The following is a 16,436-nucleotide window of genomic DNA, read 5'->3' as shown; positions in this document are numbered from 1 at the left end:
AATCCCCTCCACCGCGAAGCGGGGGAGGGTCAGGGAGGGGGCAACCACCGCGACGCATTCGCATCGAGGCTCACGTCATGCCGATGGCCGGTTCCACCATCATCAACGACACGACGCTGCGCGACGGGGAGCAGACGGCGGGGGTCGCCTTCACGCTCGACGAGAAGATCGCCATTGCCCGCGCGCTCGACGAGGCCGGCGTGCCGGAGCTGGAGATCGGCATCCCCGCCATGGGCCCGGAGGAGCGCGAGGGCATCCGCGCCGTGGCCGCGCTGGGGCTGAAAGCCCGGCTGATGGTCTGGTGCCGCATGCACGACACCGACCTGAAGGCGGCGCTGGACTGCAAGGTCGGCACCGTCAACCTGTCGATGCCCGTCTCCGACATCCACATCACCAAGAAGCTGAAGCGCAGCCGCGCCTGGGCCCTGGCGGAAATCGAACGCAAGGTCAAGACGGCCCGCGACCACGGGCTGGAGGTCAGCCTGGGCGGCGAGGATTCCTCGCGCGCCGACATGGATTTCCTGATCGCCGCCGCGACCGTGGCGCAGGAGGCCGGCGCCCGCCGCTTCCGCTTCGCCGACACGCTGGGCGTGCTCGATCCCTTCCAGACGCGCGCCTGCATCGAACGGCTGCGCCGGGCCACCGACCTGGAGATCGAGATCCACGCCCACGACGACCTCGGCCTCGCCAACGCCAACTCGCTGGCCGCCGTGCTGGGCGGGGCGACCCACGTCAACACCACCGTCAACGGCCTGGGCGAGCGCGCCGGCAATGCCCCGCTGGAGGAGGTGGTGGTGTCGCTGAAGGTGCTCTACGGGCAGGACTGCGGGGTGGACACCCGCGCGCTGGGCGCGATCTCCGACCTCGTGGAGCGCGCGTCCAACCGACCGGTGGCGGTCAACAAGTCGATCGTCGGCGACGCCGTCTTCACGCACGAGGCCGGCATCCACGTCGACGGGCTGCTGCGCGACCGCGCCACCTACCAGAATTTCGACCCCGCCGAGGTGGGGCGCGAGCACCGCATCGTGCTGGGCAAGCATTCCGGCACGGCGGGGGTGAAGATGGCCTACGGCCAACTCGGCATCGCCTGCGACGACGCCACCGCCCAGGCGGTGCTGCCGCGGGTCCGCGCCCTCGCCACCCGCGCCAAGCGCGCCCCGACGGCGGAGGAGCTGCGCGCCTTCCACGACGACGCCACCCGCTGGAATGTCGTCTCCTCGTGATCCGGAGGACCCCATGGCCGCGATCGACGCCCACCCGGACCTCGCCATGACGGACACCAGCCTGTGGCAGCTGCTGCGCGAGGACGTCGCCTGCGTCTTCGACCGCGATCCGGCGGCGCGCAACGTCCTCGACGTGCTGACCTGCTATCCCGGCATCCACGCGCTGGTGGTCCACCGGCTGTCCAACGCCGCGTGGCGGCGGGGTCTGCGCTGGCCGGCGCGCTTCCTGTCCTATCTGGCCCGCGCGCTGACCAACATCGACATCCACCCCGGCGCCACCATCGGCCGCCGCTTCTTCATCGACCACGGGGCCGGCGTCGTCATCGGCGAGACGGCGGAGATCGGCGACGACGTGACGCTCTATCACGGCGTGACGCTGGGCGGCACCTCCTGGACCAAGGGCAAGCGCCACCCGACGCTGGGCGACGGCGTGCTGGTCGGGTCCGGGGCCAAGATCCTGGGGCCGATCACCGTCGGTGCCCACTGCCGCGTCGGCGCCAACTCGGTGGTGACCAAGGACGTGCCGGAGGGCATGACGGTGGTCGGCATCCCCGGCCGCGTCGTCCGTCCGGACACCCAGCGCCGGCTGGCCGCCCACGGCATCGACCTCGACCACCATCTGATGCCCGACCCGGTCGGCAAGGCCATCGCCTGCCTGATCGACCACATCAACCGCATCGAGGCCCGGCTGGAGGCCCACGCGGCGGAGGAGGCCACGCGCCCCGCCCCGCTCCACCCCGCCCCGCCGCTGAGCGCCATCCGGCTGGACGAGCTGCCGCTCGACGGGATCGTCTGCCGGAGCTGCGGCAACCTGTGCGACCAGGACGCCTGCGGCGACCGCAATCACGCCAACCACGACACCGGCGCGCGCGCCGATCATTACGTCATCTGAACGGAAAGGACCCCGCCATGAGCTTCAAGGACGATCTGGAGGATCTGGAGACCGCGGAGGACTTCCTGCGCTTCCTCGGCGTCACTTACGAGCAGCGTGTGGTGAACGTGAACCGCCTGCACATCCTGCAGCGCTTCCACGACTATCTGTCGGCCGACACCGGCATGGAGGGGCTGGACGACGACGGCATGGCCGCCCGCTACGGCGCCCATCTGCAGCGCGCCTACCAGGACTTTGTGGTGTCCAACGCCATCGCCGAGAAGACCTTCAAGGTCCACCAGGAGGAGGCCAAGCGGATGGCCGACCGTTTCGTCCCGCTGGACACCCTGCTGCCGACCTGACCCCTTCCGTCGTTCAACGCCAAAACGGCCTGCGGACCCGCCCCCGGCGAGCGTCCGCGGGCCGTTTCGCTATCCGGCCATCCTCCGCGCCTTGTGCGGCCTTGTCGGATTTGTCCGGTAGGCGACAGAGGCCGGACCGGGTCGGGAGTCCGGTCCGGCCGGGGCGGAAGCCCCTGTTGAGAAGCCGACACGTCCGTTCTTTGTCGTTTTTGCGACAATCTCTCAACAGAGGGAAAACCAATCAAATTCAAACACTTACCGCATATGCGCAAATCTGGCACGCCGCTTGCTGGTAGGACCATAGCCACGCCGCGCGACAGGCGGCGGAATGTCAAGGAGACCGGGATGCACATCGTTGTCTGTATCAAACAGGTGCCCGACAGCGCCCAGATCCGCATCCACCCCGTGACGAACACGATCATGCGTCAGGGCGTCCCGGCCATCATCAACCCCTTCGACCTCTTCTCGCTGGAGGAGGCGCTGCGGATCAAGGACAAGGTCGGCGCCCGCGTCACCGTCCTGACCATGGGGCCGCCGATGGCCGAAACCTCGCTGCGCAAGGCGCTGTCGCTGGGTGCCGACGACGCGGTGCTGCTGACCGACCGCAAGTTCGCCGGGTCGGACACGCTGGCGACCTCCTACGCCCTGACCTCCGCCATCAAGAAGCTGTCGGAGGAGGAGACGGTCGATCTGGTCTTCTGCGGCAAGCAGACGGTCGACGGGGACACCGCGCAGGTCGGTCCGGGCATCGCCACGCGGTTGGGCTTCCAGCAGCTCACCTACATCACGAAGATCGAATCGATCGACCAGGGCGCCCGAGAGATCGTCGTGCACCGCCGCTCCGAAGGCGGCGTGCAGGTGCTGAAGACCGCCCTGCCCTGCATGATCACGATGCTGGAAGGCACGAACACCATCCGCTTCGGCAAGATGGACGACATGTTCCGCGCCGCCCGCTACGGCCTGAAGACGTGGAACAAGGACACCACCGGCGCCGAAGAGACGAAGGTCGGGCTGAAGGGCTCGCCCACCGTCGTGTCGAAGGTCTTCGTGCCGAAGCCGCGCGCCCAGAAGGCGACGATGGTCGAGGCCGAGGCCCCCACCGCCGAGGCCCAGGCCGCCGCCGCGGTCGAAGCCATCTTCGGCGCCCAGCCGAAACTCGCCGACGAGCTGCTCGCCCGCGCCGCCGCCGGGCTGTGACGCGCCGTTCCTGACGAATCCTCCGCCGGAGACATCCCGATGAGCGAACCAAGCAAGCCGCAGGGACGCAAGTTCCAACTGCCCGAGCACCTGAAGGAATACAAGGGCATCTGGGTGATCGTGGAGCAGGAGCGCGGCTCCGTCCATTCCGTGTCGTGGGAGCTGGTGGGCGAGGCCCGCAAGCTCGCCGACAAGCTGGGGGTCGAGGTGGGGGCCGTGGTGCTGGGCGCCGACAGCCCGGAGCTGAACGCCATCTGCGGCGACGCCTTCACCTACGGCGCCGACGTCGTCTACAAGGTGACCGACCCGGTCCTGGCCGACTACCGCACCGATCCCTACACGCGGGTGATGACCGACGTGGTTAACACCTACAAGCCGGAGATCGTGCTGCTGGGCGCCACCACGCTGGGCCGCGACCTCGCCGGCGCCATCGCCACCACGCTCGCCACCGGCCTGACCGCCGACTGCACCGAGCTGGACATCTACATGGACAACCGGTCGCTGGCGGCCACCCGCCCGACCTTCGGCGGCACCCTGCTCTGCACCATCCAGACGCTGGCCTACCGCCCGCAGATGGCCACGGTGCGACCGCGCGTGATGTCCATGCCCGACCGCGACGACAGCCGCACCGGCCGCGTGGTCGAGGTGTTCCCGGCGCTGCGCGAGGACGACGTCATCACCAAGGTGCTGAGCTTCATCGCCGACCGCGAGCAGAACGAGGCGCAGCTCGCCTTCGCCGACATCATCGTGGCAGGGGGCAAGGGGCTGGGCAAGCCGGAGAACCTGAAGCTGGTCTTCGACCTTGCCAAGGTTCTGGGCGGCGAGGTCGGGGTGACCCGTCCTCTGGTCCAGGCCGGCTGGACCGGCTTCGACCGGCAGGTTGGGCAGACCGGCAAGACGGTGCGCCCGAAGCTCTACATCGCCGCCGGCATCTCCGGCGCCATCCAGCACCGGGTCGGCATGGAGAAGTCCGACCTGATCCTGGCCATCAACACCGATCCCAACGCGCCGATCTTCGACTTCGCCCATCTCGGGCTGGTCGGCGACGCGCTGACCATCCTGCCGGCCCTGACCGACGCTTTCGGCAAGCGCCTCTCGGTCAACCGGCTGGCCGGCTGAACTACCGGACGAACAGGAGCCAACAGGACCATGGTCGAAAAGTTCGACGCCATCGTCATCGGTGCCGGCCCGTCCGGCAACGCGGCGGCCTACACGCTGGCCAAGCAGGGCCTCAACGTTCTTCAGCTCGAGCGCGGGGAGTATCCCGGCGCCAAGAACGTCCAGGGCGGCATCATGTACGCCGCCGAGCTGGAGAAGATCATCCCGGACTTCCGCGAGGATTGCCCGACCGAGCGCCACATCATCGAACAGCGCATCTGGCTGCTCGGCGACGACAACTACATCGGCACCAACTACCGCTCGGACGCCTTCAACAGCGACAAGCCGAACCGCTACACGATCATCCGCGCCAACATCGACAAGTGGTTCTCCGAGAAGATCCGCGAGGCCGGCGGCCTGCAGATCTGCGAGACCACGGTGACGGAGCTGATCCGCGACGCGTCCGGCAAGGTGATCGGCGTGCGCACCGACCGCGAGGGCGGCGAGATCCACGCCGACGTCGTCATCATGGCCGACGGCGTGAACGCCCTGCTCGCCCGCCGCACCGGCTTCCAGCAGGAGCTGGCGCCGCAGAACGTCGCGCTGGCGGTCAAGGAGATCCTGTTCATCGATCCCGAGCTGATCCAGCAGCGCTTCGGCCTGAAGGACGAGGAGGGCGTGGTCATCGAGATCATGGGCAAGGTGACCAAGGGCATGGTCGGCACCGCGTTCCTCTACACCAACAAGGAATCGCTGACGATCGGCATCGGCTGCCTGATCTCCGACTTCAAGGAGGGCTCCATCCCGCCTTACAAGATGCTGGAGGACCTGAAGAACCACCCCGTCATCAAGCCGCTGATCGAAGGGGCGGAGATGAAGGAATACGCCGCCCACATGATCCCCGAGGGCGGCTACAAGGCGGTTCCGCAGCTCTACGGCGACGGCTGGATGGTGGTCGGCGACGCCGCCCACTTCAACAACGCCGCCCACCGCGAGGGCTCCAACCTCGCCATGGCGTCGGGCCGCATGGCGGCGGAGACGGTGATCGAGCTGAAGCAGGCCGGCAAGCCCTGCAACGCCGCCAACCTCGCCGCCTACAAGAAGAAGCTGGACGACAGCTTCATCATGAAGGACCTGAAGAAGTACCGGAACCTGCCGGGCATCATGCACGAGAACAAGCAGTTCTTCGGCGCCTATCCCGACACGCTGACCGCCGCCGCCCACAGCTGGTTCACCGTGGACAGCGTGGACAAGAAGACGAAGGAGAAGGAGATCATGAAGTCCTTCGTCAAGAAGCGCTCGATCATGGGTCTGGTCGGCGACGCAATCAAGCTGGTGAGGGCCGTGCGATGAGCATCGTGGTCAAGATCGAAGAGAAGCTGTACCAGAACCGCTACATCGTGGACGAGAGCCGACCGCACATCCAGATCCGCAACGACGCGGTGTGCAAGTCCTGCGAGTCCCAGGCCTGCACCGTCTGCTGCCCGGCCGCCTGCTACACGAAGAACGAGACGGGCAGCGTGACGCTGGCCACCGACGGCTGCCTGGAATGCGGCACCTGCCGCGTGGTCTGCCAGGACAAGGAAAATATTCAGTGGGACTACCCGCGGGGCGGCTACGGCATCAGTTATAAGTTTGGTTGAGGAACGCACCGGCGGTCCTACGGCCTACGCCGCTGGTCCGCCGGTCGTCTCCCTCTCCTATCCGCCATGACTGAAACCCCTTCCCGCTCCGCGGGGAGGGGTTTTCTTTGTCGGCGGGGATCGGCGCTCCCACCCGAATTTTCAGCACGGTCGACGGGTGCACAAGGGATGGACGCTGCACATATCCGTTGTATCGAGACCCGCGGAACGAGGGAGACGGAACATGCAGCTTCGTGTCTGCTTCGAGAACATGAAGTCGGTCAACGTCAACGACGCGTCCATGATGCGCCATTACGCCGAAAGCTATCTGGCCGACTTCCGGCCGGAATGGGCAGGCTTCATCATGCTGCCGCACAACGAGACCCAGCGCGCCACCATGGAGCCGGCCTGGCAGATGCTGATCCGCAACGCCACGCCGGACACGGAGCGGCGGCTGGTCGAGTATGTCCGGGGCAACCCGATGGCCGCCTACCATGTGCACATTTATCGCCGGGACCACGGCAATGAAATAAAGGTTCACTGAAATTTTCCCAAACCCTCTCTATGATGAAGAACAACAGGGAGCATAACGTCCGAGAGATATAGAAAAGGCCGCCGCCCGACATCAACCATATAACCGCTTACAACGAAGGAATAGCGGCGGCCTTTTAACTTTTTTTACTTATTGAAGCTCACATTGGCGCTCGGAAAAAAACGCAAGCAAGTGGATCTGAATCCGCTGCAAGAAGGGAACGCGCCATGCGACTCACCATCAAATTCATTTTGCTCTCGGTTCTCAGCCTGTTGGGCGTCCTGCTGGCGCTGAGCGACCTGACGGGGCTGCGCGCGCTCAACGTGGCGAACGAGAATCTCCGCACCGTTCACGATGAGCGCGTTCTGCCCTTGCGGGACCTCAAGATCATTTCCGACGCCTACGCCGTCTTCATCGTCGATGCCTCGCACAAGGCGCGCAATGGCAACTTCAGCTGGGACGAAAGCCTGTCCTCCATCCGCAAGGCCAAGGATGACATTCGCGAGCGCTGGAACGCCTATCTCGGCACCAACCTCGACCCGGAGGAGACGGCGCTGGTGAATGGGATCAAGCCGGAAATGGCCAAAGCCGACGCGGCGGTGGAACGGCTGATCGGCGTCCTGTCGGGTCAGGACACCGCTGCGCTCGACACCTACGTGAAGAGCGAACTGTACCAGACGATCGATCCCGTCACCGACGGCATCAGCCAACTCATCGACCTTCAGGTGCGGGTCGCCGGGGAGCGCTACGCGGAGGCTCAGGCCACCCACGCCACCGCCGAGCTGACCTCGCTGGTGCTCCTGGGGATCGGCGCCGTGATGGTGATCCTGGGCATGGCGGTGGTGGTGCTCCGCGTCGTGAGGCCGGTGGCGCGGCTCACCGAGACGATGCGGCGCATCGCCGCGGGCGACCACGACACCGCCGTGCCGGCGACCGGCGGGCGCGACGAGATCGGCGCGATGGCCCGCGCGGTCGAGGTGTTCAAAGCCAACGGGCTGGAGAACCAGCGCATGCGCCGGGAGCAGGAACGCCAGCGCGAGCAGGCCGAGATCGCCAAGCGCGACGCGCTGGAGAGCATGGCGCAGACGGTGGAGCGCGAAACCCGCAACGCCGTGGACCAGGTGTCCGAACGCACCGGGCAGATGGAGCGCAACGCCACGGCCATGGCCCAATCGGCGAGCGCGGTCGGAGCGAACAGCCGGTCCGTGGCCACCGCCGCCGAGCAGGCCCTGCGCAACGCCCAGACCGTCGCCGCCGCCTCGGAGGAGTTGGCCGCCTCGATCCGCGAGATCGGCACCCAGGTGGCGCAGGCCAGCAGCATCACCCGCGTCGCCGTGGAAAAGGGCACTCAGGCGCGCGGCACCATCCAGTCGCTGTCCGACGCCGTGCAGAGAATCGGCGACGTCGCCCAACTCATCCAGAACATCGCGAGCCAGACCAATCTGCTGGCGCTGAACGCCACCATCGAGGCGGCAAGGGCCGGCGAGGCCGGCAAGGGATTCGCCGTGGTGGCCAGCGAGGTCAAGCATCTGGCAAGCCAGACCGCACAGGCGACGGAGGACATCGCCAAGCAGATCGGCGAGATCCAGGCGGCGACCAGCGGCGCCGTGGCCGCCGTCTCCACCATCACCGGCAGCATCGCCGAAGTGGATCAGGTGGCCGGAGCGATCGCCGCGGCGATGGAGGAACAGGCCGCCGCGACCCAGGAGATCAGCCGCAGCGTCAACCAGACCGCCGAAGCCGCGCGCGAAGTCTCCCGCCGGATCGCCGAGGTGTCGAGCGAGGCGAAGACCACCGGTGACCACGCCGCCGACGTGCGCCTCATCGCCGACGACGTCTCCGGAAGCATCGACGAACTGCGCGGTATCCTGATCCGGGTCGTCCGCACCTCGATGAGCGAAGTCGATCGCCGCCGTGGGACCCGCTACGCGGTGGACTCCCCCGCCCGCGCCGAAACCCCCGTCGGCAGCCGGATCTGCCGCGTCCAGAACCTGTCCTGCAGCGGCGCCGCGCTGCAGGTCTGGGACGGCGCCGCGAACGGCGCGCACGGCGCGCTGCACATCGACGGCTTCGGCGTGCCCCTGCCCTTCACCGTCGTGGCGGTGGATGCCCAGAGCTGCCATGTCCGTTTCGAGCTGCCGGACGAGGCGAAGGCCGGCTTCAAACAGCGCTTCGACGCGCTGGTCCGCGAGCGCGCCCTGCAGCCGATGGCCGCTTGATAGGGCGTTCGACGGGGGAGAGGGAGGCCTGCGCCGACGGTCAGGCCGGCCCCAGGCCGTGGATATAGGCGGCCGCGCGCCCCAACTCCCGATCGGCGCGGGCGACCAGCGCGCCGATGCCGTCCAGCCGGCGATCGACGCAGGCCAGCTCGATGGCGTCGCTCGCCGCCGCCAAGTCCCGCGCGCCCACCGTACGGGAGGAACCGGCCAGCTTGTGCGCCGCCTGCCGCACGACGTCCCAGTCCTCCGCCTCGTGGGCGGCGACGAGGCGGTCGCGGCTGGCGCTGTTGGAAACGATGAACTCCTGCAGCAACTGCCCGACGAACGCCATGTCCCCATCGAACAGCGTCGCCAGAACGCCCACGTCGATGGGCGGCCCATCGGGTCCGGGGTCCGGCGCCGCGGACGCGGACGCGGAGGGAGGCGGTGCCGATTCGGCGGCGGGGCGGGACGGCAGGTGGCGGTCCAGAAGGCGGCGCAGCTGGCCGATCTCCACCGGTTTCGACAGGGCGTCGTCCATCCCGGCGGACAGGCAGCGCTGCGCCTCGCCGGCCATGGCGTTGGCGGTGACGGCGATGATGGGCAGGCGCGGGCGCCCGCTCGCCGCCTCCTCGGCACGGATCAGACGGGTCAGCTCGAAGCCGTCCATCTCCGGCATCTGGCAGTCGGTCAGCAGCAGCGCGTAATCACCGTCGCGCCACAGGGCCAGCGCCTGGACGCCGTCCTCGGCCAAATCCGCCGTCTGGCCGAGCAGGGCGAGCTGCCGCTGGATGACCTGCCGGTTGGTCGGGTGGTCCTCGGCCACCAGGATGCGCGGCGGGGATGCGGCTCCATCCCCCGCGGCGGAGGCCGGGACCGCTCCGGGATGCCCCGCCTCGGCCTCCACCGCCGGCCCGCGGCCCGCGGCGGCCAGCACGGCGCGCACCAGATGGCCGCGCCGCACCGGGCGTGCCAGCGCGACCGCGTCGATCAGGGCGCCGCGCCCGCCCAGCAGAACCTGACCGCGCGCCAGCCCCGGCGCGGCGGCGTCCAGCGCCGGCAAATCCGCCTCGGCGGTGGTCACCACGACGTCGCAGGGCGTGCCCGGCGGCAGCGCCCGCATCCCGGCCGCCGCGTCCGGCGCGTCCAGAAGCACGGCGCCGTCGGTGCTCAGATAGCGGGCGAGGAACTGCCGCTCCTCCGCGTCGGCGGCCAGGAGCAGCACCGACAGCCCGGCCAGCGGCGGTGCCCCGACACCCGCGGCGTCGCCGTCCGGGGCAAGATCGGCGGTGAAGGTGAACCAGAAGGTGGAGCCGCGGCCCGGCTCGCTCGCCACCCCGACCTCCCCGCCCATCAGTTCGGCGAGGCGGCGGCAGATCGACAGCCCCAGCCCGGTCCCGCCGAAGCGCCGGGTGATCGAGGCCTCCGCCTGGGTGAAGGGGCGGAAGAGCTGGGCCTGCGCCTCCCTGGCGATGCCGATGCCGGTGTCGGTCACGGTGATCCGGATGGTCGCCCGCCCATCCTCGAAACGCGCCAGTTCGGCGCGGATGCGCACCGAGCCGGAGGGAGTGAACTTCACCGCGTTGCCGGCGATGTTGAACAGCACCTGCCGGATGCGCACCGAATCGCCCATGACCAGCGGCGGCAGGTCGGGATCGACGTAGGTGACCAGCGTCAGGTCCTTCTGCCGCGCCGCCGGGGCCAGCGTCTCCGCCACCCCCTCCACCACCGCGGACAGCGACACCGGGGCGCTCTCCAGGTCCAGCCGCCCGGCCTCGATCTTGGAGAAGTCCAGGATGTCGTTGATGATGGTCAGCAGCGCCCCCGCCGAATCGCGCACGACCGCGACCAGCTCCTGCTGCTCGGCGGTCAGCGGCGTGTATTCCAGCAGCTCCAGCATGCCCTGGACGCCGTTCATCGGGGTGCGGATCTCGTGGCTCATCGTCGCCAGGAACAGCGATTTGGCCTGGTTGGCAGCCTCCGCCTCCGCCCGCGCGGCCTCCGCCGCCTCGGTGGCGGCGACCAGCTCGCGGGTGCGGTCGGCCACCTGGCTTTCCAGGTTGCGGTTCAGCGCGGTCAGCTCCTCGTACAGATGCACGTTGTCGAAGCCGACCGCGACCTTGGAGCAGAAGACCTCCAGCAACCGCCGCTCGTCCTCGGTCAAGGGGCGGCGGTGGCTGACGTGGAACACCGTGTCGTGGTGCCGCGAGGTGGAGCGGAAGACCAGCAGGCTGCGCTCCCGCTCGTAGCGGTTCCGCCCGTCGGCCAGCGCCTGGGCCACCGCTTCCGCCGCCTCCGCCGGCAGGGCGGCGCGCACCGGCTTGCCCTCCGCCGCCGCGTGAATGCCGCCGGCCCCAAGCACCAGCGGATCGCGCGCGGCGCCGTCGGCCTCCTCCCCGGTCCAGCGGCTGCACAGGGCAATGCCGTCGCAGGGCGGGCAGATCTCGGCGATTTTCGACACCGCGCCGCGGACGAACTCCGCCATGGTCCGCTTGTCGAGCAGGGCGGAGGAGGCGTCCAGGATGCGCTCCAGCCCCAGGCGGTGGTCCTCGATGGCGGTGATGTCCTGATAGCCGCGCAGGGCGGCGACGACCGAGGTGAACAGCTTCTGCGCCGTCAGCTCCGTCTTCGATTTGTAGTCGTTGATGTCGTAGTTCAGGATGACGTCGCGTTCCGGCGCCTGCCCCGGCTGACCGGTGCGCAGGATGATGCGGACGCGCCGGTTGTTCAGCTCGCTGCGGATCATGCGCACCAGCCGAAGGCCGGCGTCGTCGGATTCCATCACCACGTCCAGGAGCACCACGGCGATGGCCGGATTCTGCTCCAGCAGGCTGCGCGCCTCGGCCGCGGTGCCGGCGGACAGGAACTGCGCCGGGCGGCCTTCGAAGGTGAAGCCGCGCAACACCATCTTGGTGGTCGCGTGGATGGCCGGGTCGTCGTCGACGATCAGGATGATCCAGGGATCGGCGGGCTCCGGCGTCGCTTCCTTCGCCGTCTCGGCCTCGATACCCGGCTCGTCGTCGGCGAAAAGAAACTCGTCGCTCATCGAACTCCCTCCGCACCGCCGGCAGCCTCCGGTCGCGGGAGGATATCACAGCGCCACCGCGCGTGAACATGCCCGAGCGGCCCGCCACAACCCTTCATCAGCAAGGCGCCGCACCCAACGACAACCCCAGACTGCGCCGCGCCCCGCCCGTCAGCCGCGGGTGTCGCCACCGGCGTCGGCGTTGCAGAAGCGGCGGAGCGCGTCCAGGTCGGCGACGGACACCGTTCCACCCTGCGTCTCCACCCCGACTCCGCGCAGCTTCGCCAGCGCGCGGGAGAAGGTCTCCGGCTGCATGCCGAGGCGCCGCGCGACCAGCGCCTTGTCGAAGGGCAGAGCGAAGCTGGCGGCGCCCGACCCTTCCGGGCAGAAGCGCAGCAGGAAGCTGCCGACCCGCTGGGCGGTCGGCTGGACCTGGAGCTGCTCGATCTGCTGGACGAGATGGCGCAGCCGGACCGACAGCGACCCCAGCATGGCGAAGGCGATCTGCTCGTCGTCGCGCAGGCAGCGGGCGAAGCCTTCCGCCGTCAGGGTCATGACGCGCGAGTCGGCGACCGCCTCCGCGCAGACCGGGAACTTGCCGCTGGCGAACATGGCGGCTTCGGCGAAGGTCTCGCCGGGGGCGACGATGGTCACCACCGCCTCCGCCCCGTCGCGGGTCAGGCGGTACAGCTTCACCCAGCCGTCCAGCAGCGCGAAGAAGCGGTCGGCCTCCTCGTCCTGGACGAACAGGGTGGTGCCGCGCGGAACCGTGCGAACCTGCGCGGTGCTGACGAGAAGCTCCAGCGACCGGTCCGGGAGGCGGCCGAACAGCGCGTTGGACCGCAGCGTCGCGGCGTCCTGGGGCCGGAAGCCCGGCGGATCGTTCTTCATGCCTTCCCTCACCTTCTCACCCCCAGCGGTCCCGGCCCGGACAGCCGGTGGGCGGGGCCATTCCACCCGGCCACTGTCGCAGCATGCACAAGCTTTGGGCAAGACAGGGAATCACCGCGACGATGCGGATGCCTCGGGCACCGGCATCCGGGACCCGGAAACGAACCGGGGCGCCCCCTCGCGGAAGCGCCCCGGCCGTTCTTCAGAGGCTGAAGAGGCTTAGCGGTACTCGACCTTGCCGGCCTCCGGACCCTTCTGGCCCTGGCGGACGGTCACGCGCACCTGATCGCCCTCCTGGAGCGTCTGCATGCCGGAGCGACGCAGAACGTTCACATGGACGAACACGTCCTTGCCACCGGTGCTCGGCGTGATGAAGCCGAAGCCCTTGTCGGCGTTGAACCACTTGACGGTGCCGTCGACCTCTTCGCCGCCGCCGGCGTCGTTGCCCCAGCCGCCGCGGTCGTAACCGCCGCCGCCGCCGAAGCCGCCACGGTCATAACCGCCGCCACCGAAGCCGCCGCCGCCCGTGCGGGCCGGACGGGCCGAGCGGGTCGCGGTGGAGGTGTCCACGGACTGGATGGAAGCAACCTGCGGACCCTTCGGGCCGCGGGCGAGGTCGCAAACGATGGTGGCGCCTTCGTCGAGCGCGTCATAGCCGGCGGCCTGAACCGCGGAGACGTGCAGGAAGGCGTCGGGCGAACCGTCCTCGGGTGACACGAAGCCGAACCCCTTGGTGGGGTTGAACCACTTCACAGTGGCGGTGACGTTGGCCTTGGTGATCTCGGGAGCGCGGTAGCCCTGGCGGGGCGGGCGGTCGAACATGTGTCTTCAAGCTCATAGAGGATGCCGAATTATCTTTGTCACAGGGTACGAGCCATCCGTCAAGCACGCCAAAGGCCAGACGCCCCTTCCTGCGACATTCGGCCAAGGGAACGCCCGTCCGTTCGGAAGGGGTACCGGTCCCGAAGACCCCCGATGCCGCTCCCCGCGGGCTTGGCGGTCCCTCCCCCGCCTCCATCCCGGAGAGAAGGAGATTTCTTTCGTGAATTGAACAGCTTAAGACAATTTCTCCAGGGTGCCGCGAAGCATGGGCCGCACACCGGGGCAGGCGCCGCAAACGACGCGCGCATACGTCTGTGACAAAATCCCGACATGGTTGTCTTCCCCCAAGGGTCATAGAGGCGACAGCCATTCCCCCAGCTTGGTCCAGCGCCGCCGCCCCTGGACCCCACGCACCGCCATGGCCAGCGCGCGGCGCTGGCCGAGCATGATCACCAGCCGCTTGCCCCGCGTCACACCGGTATAGATCAGGTTGCGGTGGAGCATCGTGTAATGCTGGGTCACCACCGGGATCACCACCACCGGGTATTCGGACCCCTGGCTCTTATGAATCGTCGTGGCGTAGGCCAGGACAATCTCGTCCAATTCTCCGAAATCATAGGTCACCGGGCGCCCGTCGAAGGTGGCGGTCAGCACACCTTCTTCGGCGTCAACGGCGGATACGATGCCGAGATCGCCGTTGTAGACCTCCTTGTCATAGTTGTTCTCGACCTGCATGACCTTGTCGCCGGGGCCGAAGGTCCAGCCGAATCGCTCGACTCGGGACTCGCCCGGTGGGTTCAGGACCCTCTGCAACTCGATGTTCAGCGACCGCGCGCCCAGGCCACCGCGGTTCATCGGGCAGAGGATCTGCACGTCGCGCACCGGGTCGGCGCCGAATCGGCGGGGGATGCGGTCGCGGACCATCTCGATCAGCTTCCCCACCCCGGCCTCCGGAGTCGCCGCCTCGACAAAGTAGAAGTCGCTGTCCTCCCCGGCCTTCGGCGTCTCCGGCATCTGGCCGGCGTTGATGCGGTGGGCGTTGACGATGATGCGGCTGGTCGCCGCCTGCCGGAAGATCTCGGTCAGCCGCACCACCGGCACCGCGCCGGAGGCGATCACGTCGCCCAGCACCTGCCCCGGCCCGACCGAGGGCAGCTGGTCCACGTCGCCGACGAGCAGGAGGGCGGCCCGCCCCGGCACGGCGCGCAGCAGGGCGTTCATCAGCGGCACGTCGACCATGCTGGTCTCGTCCACCACCAGCAGGTCGCAGTCCAGCGGGTTCGTCTCGTCGCGCTTGAAGCCGCCGGCCTGCGGGTCGGTCTCCAGCAGGCGGTGGATGGTCCGCGCCTCCAGGCCGGTGCTCTCGCTCAGCCGCTTGGCGGCGCGCCCCGTCGGGGCGGCCAGCGCGATCGACACGCCCTTGGCCTTCAGCATGGTCAGGATGCTGTTGACCAGCGTCGTCTTGCCCACCCCCGGTCCGCCGGTGATGACCAGCAGCTTCGACGTCGCCGCCTGGCGCAGCGCCTCGCGCTGCCCCTCGGCCAGAGTGATCCCGGCCTTCGCCTCCACCCAGGGAATCGCCTTCTCCGCGTCGATCTCCGGCCAGGGCACGGGGCCGCCGGCCAGCCGGCGCAGCCGCTCGGCGATGGCGTGCTCCGCCCGGTAGAGGCTGGCCAGGAACAGGCAGGGCTCGCCGCCCAGACTGTCGGCGACCACCGCGCCGTCCTGCCGCTCCAGCTCCGCCGCGGTCTCCAGGATGGACGCGTCGATCTCCAGCAGCTTCACGGCCAGCGGGATCAGCTCGGCCACCGGCACGCCGCAATGGCCCTGGTCGGTCGCCTCGGCCAGGGCATAGCCGATGCCGGCCCGCGCCCGGATCATCGCGGTCTTCTCGATGCCCAGCCGGGCGGCCACCGCGTCCGCCGTCTTGAAGCCGATGCCGCGGATGTCGCGGGCCAGCCGGTAGGGGTTCTCGGTGATGAGCTGGATGGCGTCCGGCCCGTAGGTCTTGAAGATGCGCACGGCGCGCGAGGTGCCGACCCCGTGGCTGTGCAGGAAGATCATGATCTCGCGGATCACCTTCTGGTCGGCCCAGCCGGCGATGATGCGCTGCGCCCGCTTCGGCCCGATGCCGGTGACCTGCCGCAGCCGGTCCGGCTCCTGCTCGATCACGTCGAACACCGCCTCGCCGAAGGCCTTGACCATCTTCTTCGCGTAGACCGGCCCGATGCCCCGGATCAGGCCGGAGCCGAGATACTTCTCGATCCCCTCCACCGTGGTCGGCGGGGTGGCGCGCAGGAAGTCGGCCTTGAACTGGAGCCCGTGGTTGCGGTCGTTCACCCAGGCCCCGCTGGCCTGCACGAACTCCCCGGCACCGATGGTGGCGGCGTGGCCGACCAGCGTGACGAGGTCGCGCTGCCCGCGCACCTTCAGCCGCAGCACGCAGAATCCCGTCTCCGGGCTGTGGAAGGTCACCCGCTCCACCAGCCCGGACAGCGGTTCCCGCGGAGGTCCCGCCGCGGTGGAGGCATCGCCGGATATGCTCATGCCACCCAACATAGGCGCTGGCGGGCCATTGCGGGAGTTCCCCGCGCA

Annotated in this window: 13 protein-coding genes; 9 read left to right on the top strand and 4 right to left on the bottom strand. The window is 68.8% G+C overall.

Annotated elements, in window-relative coordinates; genetic code table 11:
- Positions 1–77: 77 nt before the first annotated feature.
- From nifV to D3869_RS11385, 9 genes are all read left to right on the top strand, one after another.
- Positions 78–1,223, top strand: a complete 1,146-nt coding sequence (gene nifV / locus D3869_RS11425; RefSeq protein ID WP_137140140.1) for a homocitrate synthase — start codon at positions 78–80, stop codon at positions 1,221–1,223.
- A gap of 13 nt (positions 1,224–1,236) precedes the next feature.
- The gene (gene cysE, locus D3869_RS11420; protein WP_211114939.1) at positions 1,237–2,115 is read left to right on the top strand and encodes a serine O-acetyltransferase; all 879 of its coding nucleotides are present in this window, start codon (positions 1,237–1,239) and stop codon (positions 2,113–2,115) included.
- 17 nt (positions 2,116–2,132) lie between these two features.
- A complete protein-coding gene (nifW, locus tag D3869_RS11415) occupies positions 2,133–2,456 on the top strand; it encodes a nitrogenase-stabilizing/protective protein NifW (protein ID WP_137140139.1) in 324 nt (107 codons plus the stop codon).
- Positions 2,457–2,801: 345 nt separating this feature from the next.
- Positions 2,802–3,653 (top strand): electron transfer flavoprotein subunit beta/FixA family protein, encoded by an 852-nt coding sequence (locus D3869_RS11410; RefSeq protein WP_137140138.1) that lies wholly within the window; start codon positions 2,802–2,804, stop codon positions 3,651–3,653.
- Between the two features lie 39 nt (positions 3,654–3,692).
- Positions 3,693–4,772, top strand: a complete 1,080-nt coding sequence (locus tag D3869_RS11405; RefSeq protein ID WP_137140137.1) for an electron transfer flavoprotein subunit alpha/FixB family protein — start codon at positions 3,693–3,695, stop codon at positions 4,770–4,772.
- 30 nt (positions 4,773–4,802) lie between these two features.
- A complete protein-coding gene (locus D3869_RS11400) occupies positions 4,803–6,104 on the top strand; it encodes an FAD-dependent oxidoreductase (RefSeq protein WP_137140136.1) in 1,302 nt (433 codons plus the stop codon).
- Positions 6,101–6,394, top strand: coding sequence for a ferredoxin family protein (locus D3869_RS11395; protein ID WP_094305907.1), 294 nt, complete (start codon positions 6,101–6,103; stop codon positions 6,392–6,394). Before D3869_RS11400 ends, D3869_RS11395 begins: the two co-directional genes overlap by 4 nt.
- A gap of 223 nt (positions 6,395–6,617) precedes the next feature.
- The gene (locus D3869_RS11390) at positions 6,618–6,917 is read left to right on the top strand and encodes a hypothetical protein (RefSeq protein ID WP_094305908.1); all 300 of its coding nucleotides are present in this window, start codon (positions 6,618–6,620) and stop codon (positions 6,915–6,917) included.
- A 215-nt stretch (positions 6,918–7,132) separates the two neighbouring features.
- Positions 7,133–9,124 (top strand): methyl-accepting chemotaxis protein, encoded by a 1,992-nt coding sequence (locus tag D3869_RS11385; RefSeq protein ID WP_137140135.1) that lies wholly within the window; start codon positions 7,133–7,135, stop codon positions 9,122–9,124.
- Positions 9,125–9,164: 40 nt separating this feature from the next.
- On the opposite strand, the gene D3869_RS11380 is transcribed toward D3869_RS11385, so the two are convergent.
- From D3869_RS11380 to recD2, 4 genes are all read right to left on the bottom strand, one after another.
- Positions 9,165–12,149 (bottom strand): hybrid sensor histidine kinase/response regulator, encoded by a 2,985-nt coding sequence (locus D3869_RS11380; RefSeq protein WP_137140134.1) that lies wholly within the window; start codon positions 12,147–12,149, stop codon positions 9,165–9,167.
- Positions 12,150–12,299: 150 nt separating this feature from the next.
- On the bottom strand, positions 12,300–13,019 hold the full coding sequence (locus D3869_RS11375; protein ID WP_137140133.1) for a Crp/Fnr family transcriptional regulator: 720 nt from the start codon (positions 13,017–13,019) through the stop codon (positions 12,300–12,302).
- A 219-nt stretch (positions 13,020–13,238) separates the two neighbouring features.
- A complete protein-coding gene (locus tag D3869_RS34445; protein ID WP_137140132.1) occupies positions 13,239–13,841 on the bottom strand; it encodes a cold-shock protein in 603 nt (200 codons plus the stop codon).
- Positions 13,842–14,192: 351 nt separating this feature from the next.
- Complete coding sequence (recD2, locus tag D3869_RS11365; protein ID WP_247895629.1) at positions 14,193–16,388, bottom strand: SF1B family DNA helicase RecD2; 2,196 nt, start codon at positions 16,386–16,388, stop codon at positions 14,193–14,195.
- Positions 16,389–16,436: the final 48 nt, after the last annotated feature.

Source organism: Azospirillum brasilense, from assembly GCF_005222205.1.
Taxonomy (GTDB): Bacteria; Pseudomonadota; Alphaproteobacteria; order Azospirillales; family Azospirillaceae; genus Azospirillum; species Azospirillum brasilense_G.
Note: the sequence above shows the minus strand (reverse complement) of the source record. Positions and strands in the feature narration are given on the sequence as shown.